We start from the raw sequence: 17,807 nt of genomic DNA on the forward strand, positions 1-17,807 counted from the left end.
ATGAATTCTTAGATAAGGAGGAGTTAATCGAATGATCCGAAGAACTGTTTCCATCCAGAAATCGATGTTTGTATCTTTTTTAGCACTCCTTATGGTTATTTCACTGGCTGTTCCTCCGGCACCGATGCGTGCAGAGTCATCATCCAACAGCCTGCCGGGTCGCCAAGCAGAATACCTGAATCGGGGTTTGGTTGCGGTTCTTGTAGACAACAGCGTTTTTTTAAGCTGGAGGTATTTAAACAACGACCCAGATGATATCGCTTTCAATATATATAAAAATGGAACCAAAGTGAACGCATCACCCATAAGCGATGTGACGAACTTTGTGGACACGACTGGTTTCGACAGCTCACAATATCAGATCTCCACCGTTATTGCAGGCAAAGAGCAAATGCAACCGGAGGTTGTATCGGTCTGGCATAACGATTATTTGCCTATTCCGCTCGATAAACCAGCCGACGGACGGACTAAGGACGGTGGAACCTACTCCTATTATGCAGGTGACGCTTCCGTAGCTGATTTGGACGGGGATGGCGAATATGAAATCGTCTTCCTGTGGAGTCCGAGCAACTCCAAGGACAATTCGCAGGCCGGTTATACGGGAAATGTCTATATCGACGCCATCAAACTGGATGGCACAAAGCTGTGGAGGATTGACCTGGGAGTCAACATCCGCGCCGGAGCGCATTATACGCAGTTAATGGTGTATGACCTCGATGGCAACGGAAAGGCCGAGGTTGTTGTCAAGACGGCGGACGGCACAAAGGATGGCCAAGGCACGGTCATTGGTGACGGCACGAAAGATTATCGCAACGACGGCGGATACATACTGTCAGGACCGGAATATCTCACACTGTTTAACGGTGAGACTGGCGCGGCTGTATCCACCGTGAATTATGATCCGCCAAGAGGAAACGTCAGTGATTGGGGTGACGGCTATGGCAATCGTGTAGACCGTTTCCTTGGCGCCATCGCTTATCTGGACGGCACGAAGCCAAGTGTCGTGATGAGCCGGGGTTATTATACCCGCACAGTGCTTGTTGCTTATGATTATGTTGGCGGGGAACTCGTTAAGCGCTGGACGTTCGACACAAACGAAGCAGGATCACAATATCAATCACAGGGCAACCATAATCTAAGTGTGCTGGATGTCGACAAGGACGGCAAGGACGAAATTATGTTTGGCGCCTTGGCCATTGACGATGACGGCAGCTTGCTGTACAGCACCGGACTCGGCCACGGTGATGCCATGCATGCCGGCCAGCTCAATCCGAACCGGGAGGGCTATCAGGTCGTAAGTGTGCATGAGCATTCGGATGCAGCATACGGACTGGAGATGCGCGATGCGGCAACAGGTGAAATCCTTTGGGGTGAGAAAACAGGTTTTGACACCGGTCGCGGGATGTCGGCGGACATTGATCCGAACTATCCGGGTTACGAATCATGGGCCACGACCGTTACCAACGGGCAAAGTGTCCCTGTAACCAATACTTATTCAGCTGCCGGAGAAGCTATCTACACTGTGGACGAAGGGCCCAAAACCGCCAATTTCGCCATCTGGTGGGATGGAGATCTTCAGCGGGAGCTATTGGACCATGAGTGGGATAATAGCACAGCCAAAGGAATTCCGCTCATCTATAAGTGGGATTACCAAAACAAAAAGCTGAATGAAATCTTCCGGGCAACCGGTACGTTAACGAACAACCATACCAAAGGCAATCCGGCACTTCAGGCGGACATTCTGGGCGACTGGCGTGAGGAGCTTTTGCTGCGGAGCGAAGATAGTTCGGAGTATCGTCTCTACACAACGACCATTCCTTCAGACTATCGCATCCCTACGTTGATGCAGGACCCTGTGTATCGACTTGGCGTAGCCTGGCAAAATGTAGCCTACAACCAGCCGCCTCATACCGGCTTTTATCTTGGAGCGGAAGCTACAGCATTCCCTAAAGCCGATCTGGCGCTGACTCGCGAAGCTGAAATGCCGGAGCCGATCTACCGCTTTAATTTCGGTACAGAGACTGCGTCAGGAAGTACAAACATACAGGATACGCTCTACGCACAAGATCCGGGATACGGCTTCAAGGATACAAGTGGTGTTACGGTAGGGGCAAACCAGGTTTCGGTCGCGGCAGGCACGACATTTGCCGTTGATCTGCCCAATTCAAACTATAAGGTGACGCTGCGATTGGGCAATGATGCAAATGACTCGAACGTTGGAGTCAAATCCGAATTCGTCCAGAAGCTCGCCGTAACCAATGTGACAGCAGGAGCACCACTGGAGTATTCCTATGATATTGCTGTGGTGGATGGACAGCTCGATCTTATATTCACGGGTACAGCCATAGACATCCAAGACGTCATAATCGAGAAATATCCAGAGAAAGCGGCTGGTGCGGCAACAACGATCTATATGGCTGGTGATTCAACCATGCAATCTTATAGTGAAGCGCAGGCTCCTCAAGAAGGATGGGGCCAGCAGTTCGGACGTTATTTCTCCAATGGGGCAGTCGTCGTGAACGATGCGATCGGTGGCCGAAGCAGTAAATCCTTTATGGTAGACGGTCGTTTGGATACAATCCTGCAACGAATTAAGCCGGGGGACTTCTTCTTCATTTCCTTTGGTCATAACGACGCTAGTGCAGGGATACCGGACCGGTATGCATCCCCTGAGGATTATAAGATCTACTTAACTCGTTATGTAAACGGTGCCAAACAGCGCGGCGCTACACCCGTATTGCTCACTCCGGTTGGACGCAGAGATTTCAACACGGTGACTCAGGAGTTCAACGTCAGCTTCCCAGCATACGTGCAGGCTGCCAAAGAAGTGGCAGAAGAGCTTGACGTGCCGCTGATTGATCTGAGCAAGTTAAGTATTGCGTACTACGACAAAATTGGTAATACAGCTACTGAAAAAGTATTCCTATACGCTAATCCGGGTGAATATCCGAAATACCCGAATGGAATCAACGATAATACCCATTTCAGCAGCTATGGTGCACAGAAAATTGCCGGACTCGTTGCTGGTGCAGTCAAAGACATGGAGCTGAGTATCTCATCGCTGGTCATTGACCCAGATATTACCGAGCCAGAACCAGAGCCAGAAACCCAGCTCTATGAGGAGGATTTTGAAGGCGACGCTGCCAACTACCAGTATGCGATGGTCAATGCTACGGGTATCGCAGGAACCATGGCGGGAACGGTAGTTGAACAGTCCGGAAATAAGGTACTGTCCGTCACAGGGTCCGGATCGGGCAATCGAGCCAAGGTGTTCCGTCTGTTTGATGCAGTAAACGGCGATCAGGTGAATGTGAACTTTGACTGGCAATCCGGTAATGTAAGTGCCTATCCGTCAGAAGGTCATCTCACGGTCCAGGATTCGAACGAAAATGCCCTTTTCACGCTGTTTACGAAAACTGGAAGCACCAAAATTCATTATTTTGTCGGTGCGTATAACCCAGACTACGGCACAGGGGATACAGCCATACCTGAAGGGGGAACGGCTACAGATATTTCCAAGAACCAGTGGGTCAATGTGGATGCTACCGTTAATTTTGCCGAGAAAACACTTGATCTGACATTAACGAACCTAGCGAATCCGACACTTACACAAACGATTCAAGGTATCCCACTGAGTTCCGCCGCATATGCGGACAACGTCAGATCCATGCGGTTCTTAGGCACCAGAAAAGGTGGTGGAGGCACGTTGAACTGGACTACCCAGATCGACAACGTGCGAATTGAAGGCACTCAGCTCTCTTCAGAGGGTGGCGATCAGACTGCATTGATCGCTCTGTATGATGAGATCAAAGCACTAGATCTGTCAGATTATACAGATGCGTCGAAGGCCGTGGTGAACCGGGCTTTGGTAGCTGCGGAAGCCATTTTCAATACGGAAGCTACCCAAGCTCAAGTTGACCATACGTTTAACATGTTAACTGTTGCGAAGGATTCTTTGACAAGTGAAGCGAGCGAAGAGATAAACGAATACAAATTTGACTTTGGTTCTGGTGGCGCAGCCGACGGATACATCAAAGTAGATGCCAAAAGAGCATACATCGAAGGCAATGGGTACGGCTTTGCTGATACTGCGCTGACCAAAGATGAGAACCGGGAAACCGGAGATTTGCTCAAGGAAGATTTCACACGAGTAAACGGTACCTCTTTCCTCGCGGAAATGGAGCCGGCGAATTACCGGGTAACGATGACCATCGGGGATGCGGAGGAATCAACCAGCGCAAATGTTGTTGTAGAGCAGATGACAAAGCTGCCGCTCACAAGCATTGCCAAGGGCGAATTCAAAGAAATCACATATGACATTGCCCTGATCGATGGGGTATTTAACTTCAATTTCACCGGAAATGCACCGAAGATCAATGCGCTGAAGCTGGAGCGCCTGCCAGATCACAGTGCAAGCGATAAACCGGTTATTTATCTGGCCAGCGATTCGACTGTGGCCAATTACGCGGAGAACTATCGTCCGCAAGCAGGCTGGGGAGAAACATTGGGTGGATATTTTGATCCAAATGAAGTCAGTATTGATAACCGGGCAGTTGGAGGTTTGAGCAGCAAAACCTTCCTGGTCGGTGGATATCTCAACGATATTTTACTCGACATTCAAGAAGGCGATTATCTGTTCATGCAGTGGTCTCATAATGATTCCACACCTTCACGTCCAGAGCGTTATCTCACGCCCGAGCAGTTCAAGATATATTTGAAAGAATACATTAACGGCGCTCTGCAGAGAGGTGCGATTCCGGTTCTGGTCACGCCAGTGAATCGTCGTGATTTTACCGGAGAGGTGCTGAACAAAAGCTTCCCGGAATACGTACAGGCGATGAAAGAAACGGCGCAGGAAACGGAAACGCTTATCATCGATCTGAACCAAGCTAGTTGGGAGCATTTCCAGGAGCTTGGCACAGAAGGAACCAAATCGATATTCATGTGGGTAGGCACAACGGAAGACAATACACATTTGCAGATGAATGGCGCAATCAAGGTTTCTGAACTCGTGGCACGACTTGTGAAGGAATTAAATATTCCGCTATCTGATTTTGTTACGTTGGAAGGAGAAACTCCGGAGCAGGAAGCCCCGCATACTAAGGCAACTGTGGAAGGAGAATTGCAGAACGGCTGGTATACTTCTCCGGCACAAGTAACCTTCACAGCAAGCGATGAAGATTCCGATATCGAAGGGACTTATTATCAAATTAATGGTGGCGAAACGGTGAGTGGCACACAGTTGACCCTAACTGAAGAAGGTACACATACTATCACCTACTGGAGCGTCGATGTTGACGGTAACAAAGAGAGCGAACAATCTTTGTCCATATCCATTGATCTCGTACCTCCAACCATTGAAATTCATGGTCAAACCGAATACACCATTGATCAGCACGTGGAAATTGGCTATACAGCTTCCGATACGGTATCCGGTGTGGCAGAACCGGAAGGTGTGCTCCTGGACACTCCGGCGTATGCACTGGAACCCGGCCTGAACCAGGTTACGGCAACCGTCTCCGATTTGGCAGGCTGGGAACAGACGGTAGAATATAATTTTGGCGTTATTGCCACATTCGACAGCCTGATCAATCTGACCAACGCCTTTGCTGATGAATCGACCGATCCTAATGCCGGCGCTCTTACTGATCAGCTTACAAACACGTTAAAGCAGGCCAAACAGGCAGCAAACGATCGTGAAGGAGCAAAAGCGCGTCAATTGCTTGCATCCTACGGTAATGACGTTCAAGCAGCTAGAGGAACCGTATTTACGGATGAGCAAGCAAGTGTGCTGATTAAGTGGGAAGAATGGCTCCATCAGACAACGCCACTTGCAAACGGTGCCCCTGGCACTCCGGTGTTATCTGATAATAATGGTTACGACACAGGGCTCAAGGACGGAGACTATACAATCACGATGAATCTGTGGTGGGGGAATAACGGCAATCAGTTCAAGCTGTATGAGAATGGTGAATTGATTAAGGAAATTTCTCTGGTCGATCAATCCCCGTCCGCCCAATCTGTTCAAGTTGATATTACTGGAAAGAAAAATGGCACCTATATCTATACTGGAGAATTGATCAATGCACTGGGTTCAACCATGAGTGTTCCGCTGACAGTCATCGTCATGGATGCTTCCCCGGGGCAAGCTGTTCTGTCGAACGACAACTGGGACGGTGACGGCAACTATAATGTCACCATGAATCTGTGGTGGGGAACAAACGCAACCGAATACGAACTTTACGAAAATGGTGTATTGATTGACACACAATCGCTGCAATCTCATTCGCCTGCTGCACAGTCTGCGGTTACCTCAATCTCTGGAAGGATACCTGGAATCTACGAGTATGAAGCTGTACTTCGTAATTCTTCAGGGGAAACCAGATCACACAAATTAAATGTGACGGTACGAGAGTAGACTGAAATGTGTGAGCATTCCATTAACAAGAAGTAATTACAACTGAAGTAAAGTACGCATATAAAAGTGCTATTCCTCATCATTTTGAGGAGTAGCATTTTTTATATACGCACAATATGAAAGCGTTTGACTTATTTGAATATCAATCTATAATGATGAAAGGAAATTGGACTTGGACGAGGCCTATGGAGAAAGATAACCGGCATAGCTGTATGTATATTCACAGCAAGCTTCCATACGCAGGAGGCTTGCTGTTTCATTTTCAGAAGGAGAATAGGTCCCCATGACACTCAAAAAAAGAATCTTTTTATTGTTCTTTCTCAGTGCGTTTATCCCCTTTATCAGCATATTTGCGATTTCTTATTATACGATTGACTCCATTTTCGCAAATAAGATCGATGATGGCATTCGCAGCAATTTACAGCAGGTGACATCTTCATTGGAGAATTCCATCACCAATCTAAATCACGTTACTCAGCAATTATCTTACGGTGGTACTGTAGGCAAAAGGTTGGATGAATTTTTGAATCCGTCCTCCGATATCTTCGAATTAATCGAGGCCAGGGACGAATTAAAGAGCGAGTTAAGTGTGGTCACGTTTACTAATCCGAATATCGGATTGACCTTATATTATTTCCAGAAAGAAGGCACTACGCAGTTCGGCAACTTTCCGATTAAGGATCATTTTTCTCCTGAATCTTTGCCAGTGCTCTTCCAAACTTATGGCATTAAGTATTATGGTCCCCATATCAGCATGAACCGGTTTGATGACCAACTCGTTCTGTCTGCCATGCGAAAAGTACAACTGCCCAAAAGGGACGACGTGTACATATACGTAGAATCCGGATTTCGCCTTACACAGGATATCTTGGGTTACAATCAATACAACGGAGCATTATCTCATCTCATTCTGGATGGTACAGGAAACATTGTGTACAGTGAAATACCGGAGGCCATGAAGGTCGGGGAGAATTTCTCCAGCTTAACGGTCGATCCTGCCAAGGACGGAATATCCCGTGGGTATCACTGGTTCAAGGAGGATTCCTCACAGAAATGGAGCGTTGTATCTGTCATTTCGCAGGCTCAATATCAACAGGAGAAAAACCAGTGGTTGCTTCAAATATTGCTGGTCGCTTTATTTTTCCTCGGCTTTACCGTGTTTCTTGCTTGGCTTCTGTGGAAGATGGTCTACAAACCTCTCGGTCTGTTCCATTCGGAAATCAACGGGATGTCCAAAAATCCACAAATGACAGGGAGCCGAGCTCGCACTCAAATTCCAGAATTTGATTTTCTGCTCAGTGAATTTTCCAATATGCAACATCAAATTGGTGACCTCTTCAGGGAAGTGCAGCAGAAAGAGAAGATTCGTGCAGACCTGGAAGTGGAAAAGCTGCTCTATCAGATCAACCCGCACTTTCTAATGAATACGCTAGATACAGTGCACTGGCTGGCCGTCATGAACGGACAAGGGGAGATCGACAAGCTGGTGCAATCATTGAATAAGCTACTCTATTACAATCTGGGCAAATTAGGACAAGTATCCACAATGGAAGAGGAGATTGATGCGCTAAGACAGTATCTGATTTTGCAGCAAATTCGCTATGATTTTGAATTTGATGTCCGCATTACTGCAGATGAGCAAGTGCTTCAAATTCCTGTGCCCCGCTTTATTCTGCAACCGCTGGTTGAAAATTCGCTATATCATGGATTGAGTGACGAAGGTTTTATTCAGATTGAAGTGACATGCACTGCAACGTTGAACATTATGATTCAAGATAATGGCGCAGGTATGACTGAAGAAACCATTCATAATCTGCTGAACAATCGTGAAGCTGAACAACAAAAAGTTGGGATGGGCATCGGACTCAATTACGTTCACCGCATGTTGAAGGCACAGTACGGGGACCAAGCACAGCTGGTGATCGAGAGTGAATTGGGAACAGGGACAAGCATACTGCTTGTATTGCCTATTAAAGGAGAAGATATCTCGTCATGATTAAGGTATTGATTGTAGATGATGATAAGTTGGTACGCAAAGGCATTAGCTCTGCGATGCCATGGAACGAGTTCAATATGGAGGTTGTAGGAGAGGCCAGCAACGGGGCGAAAGCACTGGATTTCCTGAAAACCCAACCGGTCGATCTGATGCTGACGGATCTTGCAATGCCCGTTATGTCAGGGATTGAACTGATGCGAGCTGCGAGTCAGCTCTATCCAGAACTTCATATCGTTGTGTTAACACTGCATCAGGATTTCGATTATATCCAGGAAGCGCTAAGACTCGGAGCCATCGATTATATAGCCAAAGTCCAGCTGGAGAAAGAGCAATTTGAACATGTTCTGCAACGGATACATACCCGAATTAACGGGTTGACAAGCGCGATAAGAAAGATGCCTTCGCAGAATGAAGTCAATTTCCATTATCAAAATGTGTATGCCCTTGTGTCACAGGATCGCAAATCAGAGCATCAATGGCCAATGGAGCTAACTGCGCATGAAGATGAGATAAGATGGGAGGTTGAGCGTAATAGCTGCATGTGGGCTGCACCCCCGTCCGAAGAAGATCAACTATTTTATCAATTGAAGGAATCACTGCATCAAGTTCCCCAGAGTACGTTGTTGGTTTTGTCTGATGTGCAAGACCGAACATGGTCACAAATCAAAAACTGGATTAGGAATTATACAGAGACGTCTTTATTCTATGTGTACAACTCCAATAACCAAGTTATTGCCGTATCGATGAATGAGGAAGACACATGTTCAAAAGAACCTCATGATGAGGACCTTGATCGGATTAAGCAAAGTTGGTTCCAGACACCATGGACCCACCACGACAGTTACTATAACCAACTCATTGACCAGTTTATATCCTTACGATTACATAAAGGTCAGTTGATGGGATTGCTGTACTCGATCGTGATGGAATGGAACCACCTTTTTGCTCAAACTACGCTTGGAAAAATCTCGATGATCCATTCTTTCGAGTCTTGGTACGAGGTTGAAGAATGGATCAAACAGACTGCTGTAAGCATTCGAAAGGCTGATGAACAGACTTCGTATTCGCAGGAAATCATCGATGCCGTGAAAAAAGCAGTGATGATCGTGCAGCATGATTTGGAACAGGCCTATACAGCTTCAGGTCTCTCCCAACAACTCAATATCAGCCGAAGTTATTTCAGTCAATGTTTCAAAGATCTGATGGGAAAAACCTTTAATGAGTACTCCCGGTTCATCCGGGTAGAGAAGTCCAAGGAGTATTTGCTCAATACAAACAACACAATTTTCTGGATTGCGGAACGAGTGGGTTATACGGATGAAAAATATTTCAGCCGGATTTTCCGCGAACTGACAGGTCTTCTGCCAAGCGAATATCGGCAGCTAGGTAGAGGGAATAAATAGCCGACAGCTTCCTGTTTTGGGAGCTGCCGGCTTTTGTTTTGGATGAAGAGCAGGGGTAGTTAGACAAATGTAGATCAGTAGGTAGGGTAAATGCTCACAAGTTAACCATACTTCATCATACGGACTGAAAACTGTACACATTTCTCTATCCAAACGGACGTGTAATCCCTATCTCGATAGGGCTTCACTTCATTTTATAATGAAAGCGCAAACAAATATTGAACATCACAACAAAGGGGAATCGAACTAGATGAGAACAAAATGGTCCATGAAAAGCAACCTGTTAACGAAGCGTCTGGCGGTGCTGTCAATGTCTGCCTTGATGGTTGCAACCCTCGCGGCATGTGGAGACTCTTCCACTCCTCCTACTGCAGAGGAAGCAGGCAAATATGAGGTAACACCGGGAGATCCGTTCAGTGCCTATAAAGACGAAATTACCGTAACGATGGGACGGGTCACCACAGCCAATCCCAAATTGCCGGCTGGTGATACCTATGAGAATAACGCATATACTCGGCTGGTCAAAGACACGTTTAACGCTCAGATTACAGATCAATTTGAAGCCAATGGCGAAGATTATAGCCGTCAAGTTTCGCTCGCTATCGCATCCGGGGAATTGCCTGATATGATGCGCGTTGATTCCAAAGATGAACTGAAAGAACTGGTGGATAACGATCTGATTGAGGATCTGACCGCCATTTATGATCAGTATGCTACGGATAACATCAAGCAGATGTACGATTCCTATGATGGACGTGCTTTAGAAAATGCAACGATTGATGGACGTTTAATGGGACTTCCGGCGACTTCTCTGGATTCCGCACCAACGATGGTTTGGGTCCGTCAAGATTGGCTGGATCTGCTGGGGATTCAACTGGATGCCGATGGAGACGGCGCCATTTCACTGAATGAAGTGGAGAAGACCGCGCTTGAATTTCTGAAAAGAGATCCTGGCCAATCCGGGAACCCGGTAGGTATTCCTTTTGTGAACACGATGAATACAACAGATTACAATGGCTCCGCTTATACGATGCTGGGTGTGGCCTCAACCGAGGGAGCCTTCCCGCAATATTGGATGAATGGTGAAGACGGCAAAATCGTGTATGGTTCCACGACAGAAGAAACGAAGCAGATGCTGGGCATCATGGCGGATTGGTTCAAGAATGGTATCATTGACCCGCAATTTGGAACCCGCACGTTTGACGATATTACCGCACTCTACGCCAATGGCCAAAGCGGTATTGCTTTTGGACCGTGGCATATCCCTGACTGGGGACTGATCAGTGCAAAACAGATGGATAAAAATGCGAAATTCTCGGCTTATACACTGGAGGATGCAAACGGCAAGGTCAACGTGGCGCATGCCAATCCTTCCAATCAGTTTATCGTGGTGAGAAAGGGATATGAACACCCTGAACTGGCCGTTAAGATTCTTAACCTTTTCTACGATAAACTGGCCAATGATAAAGATGCCGCATCAACCATGCCGGAAGCTGCCAAGTATCAGGAGACCGGGGTAGACGGATCTACGAGACCTTTTAATATCGAAGTTAACTCGGCTACATCGCTGCTGGATGATTACTCTGACGTTGTTCGCGGGATTAAAGGAGAGATCGGCCTCGACGAGGTTCGCACAACCGAATCAAAAAACAACATCGGAAGCATTAAAACCTATTTGAGCGACATGGATACGGATGATGTAACTGCTTGGTCAAAATATCATTCACGGATCAACGGAGTGGGACTGATCGACAAACTGACACAGGAAAACAAATTTGTATGGATGACACCTGCCTACTCTGGTACTACACCAAGCATGAAACAGACGTGGGCCAATCTGACAAAGTTGGAGCAGGAGTCGTTTATCAAAATCATAACGGGTTCGGAACCGCTTGATTACTTCGATACATTCGTCAGTAACTGGAAAAAACAAGGCGGTGATCAAGTCATTCAGGAAATTCAAGACGAGATCGCATCGAAACAATAATATCCATGAACAGTAGCAGGGCTGCGATACGCAGCCTTTCTTCAACGAAAGGGGTTCATCCATGAAACAGCGGAATTTGAAAGCGAGAGGGCGGCTCGGCCCAGGTGCCATGTACCATATGATGATGCTGCCGGGCATTTTGTTTTTGCTTGTATTCAGCTATATCCCAATGGTCGGCGTCATCACAGCTTTTCAGGACTATGTACCGGCGAAGGGGATGTTTGGCTCCGAATTTGTAGGGCTGAAACATTTTGTTTATATGTTTAAGCTGCCGGATATCGCGCAGGTCGTCAGCAATACGCTAGTGATTGCGATTGGCAAGATTTTGCTCGGAACGATGATGGCTATCATTTTTTCCGTTTTATTAAATGAAATTCGTATCAAATACGTTAAAAAGTCCGTGCAGACGATTGTTTATCTGCCGCACTTTCTATCCTGGGTTGTACTCGCATCCGTCGTTGTCAACATGTTCAGTTTGGACGGCATTGTGAACCAAATGCTCGCGTTCTTTGGCCTGGAGAATATTAATTTCCTTGGCAGCAACACCTGGTTCCAGCCACTGATTATAGGTACAGACGTATGGAAAGAGTTTGGCTACAGCTCTATCGTCTATTTGGCGGCGATTACCTCGATTGATCCCGGTCTATATGAAGCGGCAGGAATGGATGGAGCCAGTTGGTGGAGAAAAGTGTGGCATATTACATTGCCAGGCATGTTGCCTATTATTCTGCTCATGGGTGTAATGAGCCTGACCAACATTTTGAGCGCTGGTTTCGATCAAATCTATAACTTGTATAACCCGGTTGTCTATGAGTCGGGCGATATTCTGGATACATACGTCTATCGGATCGGTCTCGTTGGGCGACAGTATAGCTTCGGTACGGCTGTTGGTTTGTTCAAGTCCGTAATCGGCATTGTATTGCTTATGTCTGCCAACCAGTTGGCCAAAAAATATACGGATCGAAAAATATTCTAAGGAGGCCAAACCTGTGTCCTATTCTGCAAACTTCAAAGAACGAATTGGCCGGTTTGTCATCTATGCCATCGTCATTATGCTGGCATTGGTCTGCCTTCTTCCGTTATGGAATATCGTTGCCATATCATTCAGCAGCAGCGAGGCGGTATCGGCTAATGCAGTAGGTCTCGTTCCGGTCAATTTTACAACCGCAGCGTATACCAAAATTATCGATGATGCACAGTTCTGGCGGTCCTTTGGCATCTCCATTCTACGTGTCGCGCTTACCCTTGTGCTTAACATGATATTGATTATTTTGATGGCTTATCCGTTATCCAAATCAAAAAGGGATTTTAAAGGCAGAAACATTTATATGAATATCATGATTTTTGCCATGTTGTTTAGTGGAGGCATGATTCCGAGTTACCTGCTAATCAAAAACCTGGATATGCTAAATACGATTTGGGCACTGGTTCTGCCAGGCGCTGTCCCGATATTCAGTGTTATCCTCGTGATGAATTTCTTCTCCGCTGTACCTAAAGCGCTTGAAGAAGCAGCGTTCATTGATGGAGCGAATCCGCTTCAGGTTTTGTTCAAAGTGTATGTTCCCGTGTCCATTCCTGCGCTGGCGACAGTTGCTTTATTCAGTATCGTGGGTACATGGAATGACTTCTTCAGTGGTTTGATCTATATGACCAAAGTCAGCAATTATCCGCTAATGACCTATATTCAGTCCCTTAACGTGAATATTGCCGACTTGCTTCAAGCAGGCACAAATTCCAGCGAACTCAGCAACCTGACTGAAATTTCGAACAAAAATCTGAACGCAGCCAAAATCGTAGTTGCTGTTATCCCGCTATTGCTGATTTATCCGCTGCTGCAAAAATACTTTGTGACTGGCATTGTCGTAGGATCGGTCAAAGAATAACATTAGAAAGGTTGAATGAACATGGAAAATAAAAAATGGTGGAAAGAAACCGTTGTATATCAAATATATCCACGCAGCTTTCAAGATCGTAACGGAGATGGCATCGGCGACTTGAAGGGCATTGTGTCCCGATTGGATTATTTACAGGAACTGGGCATTGGCGCGATCTGGTTATCACCTGTCTGCAAGTCTCCTCAAGATGATTACGGATATGATATTTCAGATTATCAGGATATTGATCCGATGTTCGGGTCTTTGGATGATATGGAAACGTTAATTCTTGAAGCCAAGAAACGCGACATTCGGATCATCATGGATTTGGTGTTGAACCATACGTCGGATGAACACCCCTGGTTTCAAGAAGCCAAAAAAGGAAAAGACAATCCGTTCCATGACTACTACGTCTGGAGAGATGGTGTGGAAGGAACCCCTCCCAACGACTTGGGGTCCACCTTTGGTGGTTCAGCCTGGGAATGGGTGCCTGAGATCGGGCAATATTATTTGCATCTATTTTCCGTAAAACAGCCCGATCTCAACTGGGAAAACCCAAACGTCCGGCAGGAGATATACGACATGATCAATTGGTGGATCGACAAGGGGGTTGGTGGTTTTCGACTTGACGTAATCGACTTAATCGGTAAAGAACCGGATTCGAAGATTACGGGAAACGGGCCTAATCTGCATAAATATATCAGGGAACTGAGCAAGGAGACGTTTCAAAAAGCGGAAGACCTGCTAACGGTTGGAGAAACATGGGGCGCCACTCCGGAGATCGCCAAACTGTACAGCAACCCGGACGGCAGTGAGTTTTCAATGGTCTTCCAATTTGAACACATCAGCTTGGATGAACAAGAAGGCAAAGGAAAGTGGGCTCTTAAACCTTTGGATGTGATGGCATTAAAAAAAGTACTGTCCAAGTGGCAGACGGAGCTCAAAGGAGATGCCTGGAACAGTTTGTTCTGGAACAACCACGATTTACCTCGAATTGTATCCCGTTGGGGAAATGACGGAGAATTCAGAGTTGAATCGGCTAAAATGTTGGCTACCCTTCTTCATGGCATGCAAGGTACGCCTTACATATATCAGGGTGAAGAGCTGGGTATGACAAATGTTCAATATTCGATCGAGGATTATCGGGATATTGAATTGCTCAACTTTTATAAGGAAAGAATGGGGAAGGGTTGTCCTGAACAAAGCGTGATGGAGTCGATCTACGCCAAGGGCCGAGATAACGCACGAACACCTATGCAATGGGATACTTCCGATAACGCAGGTTTTACACAAGGGGAACCTTGGATTAAGGTGAATCCGAATTATAAGCATATCCATGCCGAGGAAAGTTTGAATAATCCCGAATCCATATTTCATTATTACCGGAAGTTGATTCAACTTAGAAAAGATCATGAAGTCATTGTATATGGTGATTATGAGCTGATCTTTCCAGAGAACCCAGACGTGTTTGCATATACCCGCACGTTGAATGGTGCTACGATTCTTGTGGTATGCAATTTCCAGGGATATACGACCGAACTGCCGCTTCAGGAGCAATTAACAGAGTCCAATCAGCTTTTGATATCCAATTATACAAGTGAACTCTCGGACAGCAAATTACGTCCATATGAAGCAAGAATGTACCTTATTCATCATTAAAGCATATTACGTAATATGTTATATCATGTTCAGTTCTCAAGAAAGAAGGATTATATTCAATGAAAAGAGTATGGTGGAAAGAAGCCGTAGCCTATCAAATCTATCCGAGAAGTTTCATGGATTCCAACGGTGATGGGGTTGGTGACATCAAGGGGATCCTATCCAAACTGGATTATATTCAAGATCTCGGTATTGATCTGATATGGATCTGTCCGATGTATAAGTCACCCAACGATGATAATGGTTATGACATCAGTGATTACTGTTCCATTATGGATGAATTCGGCACGATGGCGGACTTTGATCAATTACTGCATGAAGTGCATCACCGCGGCATGAAACTTATTATGGACTTGGTGATCAATCATACAAGTGACGAACACCCGTGGTTTATTGAATCCAGAGCTTCGCTGGATAACCCCAAACGAGATTGGTACATCTGGAGAGATGGGAAGAACGGAGACGAACCGAATAACTGGGAGAGCATCTTTGGCGGTTCTGCTTGGGAATATGATGAAGTCTCCGGACAGTACTATCTCCATCTGTTCTCCAAGAAACAACCAGACTTGAATTGGGCAAATAAAGAGGTTCGGAATTCCATATATGAAATGATGAATTGGTGGCTGGATAAAGGGATTGATGGTTTCCGTGTGGATGCAATCAGCCATATTCACAAAGAAGAGGGTCTCTTGGACATGCCAATCCGAGAAGGCGTCAAATACGTCTCTTCTTTTGAAAAGCATATGAATGTGAAGGGAATCCAGAGTTATCTGCAAGAAATGAAAGAGAACACATTATCCAGATATGACGTCGTGACTGTTGGGGAAGCGAATGGAGTTAAGGTAGAGGACCAAGAAGATCTGCTGGATTGGATCTGTGAAGTCAGAGGGAAATTTAATATGGTCTTCCAATTCGAACACCTGGACCTTTGGAAAAACAGTACAGACAGGCAACTGGATATTCCCAAATTGAAAAACGTCTTGACCAAGTGGCAAAAATCACTGGAAGGCGTCGGTTGGAATGCTTTGTTTATTGAAAATCACGATCAGCCTCGTAAAGTTTCAACTTGGGGAAATGATACAGAGTATTGGTATGAAAGTGCCACAGCACTTGGAGCCATGTACTTTTTCATGCAAGGAACGCCATTCATATATCAAGGGCAAGAGATAGGTATGACAAACGTGGCTTACCCTTCCATAGAGGACTATAACGACATAGCCGATCGGAATTTATATCAGATCAAACGCGAAGAGGGGATGTCGCATGAGGAGATCATGAACATCATCTGGGCTTCGAGTCGCGATAACTCCAGAACGCCGATGCAGTGGTCTTCGGACAAACAGGCCGGGTTTACCACGGGTAAGCCATGGTTAAAGGTGAATGACAATTACGTCAAAATTAATGTAGAGAAACAACTCCAGGAACCAGGTTCCATTCTGTACTTTTATAAACAAATGATTCAGCTGCGAAAAAAACACGATACGTTGACTTATGGAATCTATGAGCTTCTTATGCCGGATCATCCGAGTGTATATGCATATACACGTACATTGGTAGATCAAAAGGTGCTGGTAGTCATCAATCTTTCTGAACACATCGTGGAGCTTGACGAAGATGAGCTTGGCCTCAACTTCTCAGAGATCTGGCTTACCAACTATGAAAATGGCATGCTGCCACTGGTGTTGCGACCGTTCGAAACCATTGTTGGATTAAGCGATAAAGTATAAGGTGGATACGTAAAAAGGCGTCTATATCATGGTCTGAATGATATAGACGCCTTTTATTGTTGTGTAACCATATAAAATCAGCTGCGAATATTCGCTTTATTGATGGAGAACATCCGCGTATTCGGAAATACGCTCGAAACGTCCTTTGGCAAAGGGGCATAAAGGTAAAATCTTAATACCGTTTTCCCGCGCGTATTCCACCATAGCTTTGATAAGTTCATCGCCAAGCCCTTGTCCTCGGTATGCATTTTCAACCAATGTGTGATCAATTATGTATAGCTCTGGACTCGAGATTACATAGGTCATCACCGCAGCAATATCACCGTTATCTTGAATAAGAAATCTCTTATTGGCAGGTTCATGTTCTACGTTATGCATGTTCATCCTCTTTCTTTGTTGAATATTCACCGTCCAGAAGCTTATAGGTCAATGCTCCGCTTGGACATGTGTCAATATGCCGGGCAATGGCCTCCGAAGTGTCACCATCAGGATCAACCCAGGGACGCTTGCTCAAATCAAACACAGCAGGGAGGCCCTTTACGCAAATACCGGAATGAATGCAGACATCCGAATTAAACATGACCTCGATATCTTTACCGTAGTATAACTTTTGTTTACTCATAATTCCTCACATCTTTCACTGTTGAGTTTGTTTATGATCCATATTCCAGGCTTTCATGGCAAGTAGTACCTGGCTCTCAATGTCCCAATAATAAATGAGGAATCGTTAATAAGTCAACGCG

The 17,807-nt window shown here is 45.8% G+C and carries 10 protein-coding genes; 8 read left to right on the plus strand and 2 right to left on the minus strand.

Annotated features, from left to right (window positions below; translation table 11 throughout):
- The first annotated feature begins 31 nt into the window (after window positions 1-31).
- The 8 genes from V6669_RS16095 to V6669_RS16130 all read left to right on the plus strand — a co-directional run bounded on the left by V6669_RS16095 (window position 32) and on the right by V6669_RS16130 (window position 17,064).
- Window positions 32-6,418 carry a GDSL-type esterase/lipase family protein gene (locus V6669_RS16095; protein ID WP_338586892.1) on the plus strand — a complete coding sequence of 2,129 codons (6,387 nt, stop codon included), beginning with the start codon at window positions 32-34 and terminating at the stop codon, window positions 6,416-6,418.
- Between the two features lie 283 nt (window positions 6,419-6,701).
- On the plus strand, window positions 6,702-8,414 hold the full coding sequence (locus V6669_RS16100; protein ID WP_338586893.1) for a histidine kinase: 1,713 nt from the start codon (window positions 6,702-6,704) through the stop codon (window positions 8,412-8,414).
- A complete protein-coding gene (locus tag V6669_RS16105; protein ID WP_338586894.1) occupies window positions 8,411-9,817 on the plus strand; it encodes a response regulator in 1,407 nt (468 codons plus the stop codon). The genes V6669_RS16100 and V6669_RS16105 overlap by 4 nt, the downstream gene beginning before the upstream one ends.
- Before the next feature lie 250 nt (window positions 9,818-10,067).
- Window positions 10,068-11,804 (plus strand): sugar ABC transporter substrate-binding protein, encoded by a 1,737-nt coding sequence (locus tag V6669_RS16110; RefSeq protein WP_338586895.1) that lies wholly within the window; start codon window positions 10,068-10,070, stop codon window positions 11,802-11,804.
- Between the two features lie 61 nt (window positions 11,805-11,865).
- The gene (locus tag V6669_RS16115; RefSeq protein WP_338586896.1) at window positions 11,866-12,780 is read left to right on the plus strand and encodes an ABC transporter permease subunit; all 915 of its coding nucleotides are present in this window, start codon (window positions 11,866-11,868) and stop codon (window positions 12,778-12,780) included.
- Between the two features lie 13 nt (window positions 12,781-12,793).
- Window positions 12,794-13,687: a carbohydrate ABC transporter permease gene (locus tag V6669_RS16120; RefSeq protein WP_338586897.1), complete on the plus strand. Its 894-nt coding sequence runs from the start codon at window positions 12,794-12,796 to the stop codon at window positions 13,685-13,687.
- Window positions 13,688-13,708: 21 nt separating this feature from the next.
- Window positions 13,709-15,337 carry an alpha-glucosidase gene (locus tag V6669_RS16125; RefSeq protein WP_338586899.1) on the plus strand — a complete coding sequence of 543 codons (1,629 nt, stop codon included), beginning with the start codon at window positions 13,709-13,711 and terminating at the stop codon, window positions 15,335-15,337.
- 59 nt (window positions 15,338-15,396) lie between these two features.
- On the plus strand, window positions 15,397-17,064 hold the full coding sequence (locus V6669_RS16130) for an alpha-glucosidase (RefSeq protein WP_338586901.1): 1,668 nt from the start codon (window positions 15,397-15,399) through the stop codon (window positions 17,062-17,064).
- Window positions 17,065-17,160: 96 nt separating this feature from the next.
- Here V6669_RS16130 and V6669_RS16135 read toward each other — a convergent pair whose 3' ends face one another.
- Both V6669_RS16135 and V6669_RS16140 read right to left on the minus strand, forming a co-directional pair.
- Complete coding sequence (locus V6669_RS16135; RefSeq protein WP_036615433.1) at window positions 17,161-17,442, minus strand: GNAT family N-acetyltransferase; 282 nt, start codon at window positions 17,440-17,442, stop codon at window positions 17,161-17,163.
- Window positions 17,435-17,686 (minus strand): (4Fe-4S)-binding protein, encoded by a 252-nt coding sequence (locus V6669_RS16140; RefSeq protein WP_091020981.1) that lies wholly within the window; start codon window positions 17,684-17,686, stop codon window positions 17,435-17,437. The genes V6669_RS16135 and V6669_RS16140 overlap by 8 nt, the downstream gene beginning before the upstream one ends.
- Window positions 17,687-17,807 lie beyond the last annotated feature (121 nt).

Source organism: Paenibacillus sp. Y5S-9 (assembly GCF_036894235.1).
GTDB lineage: Bacteria > Bacillota > Bacilli > Paenibacillales > Paenibacillaceae > Paenibacillus.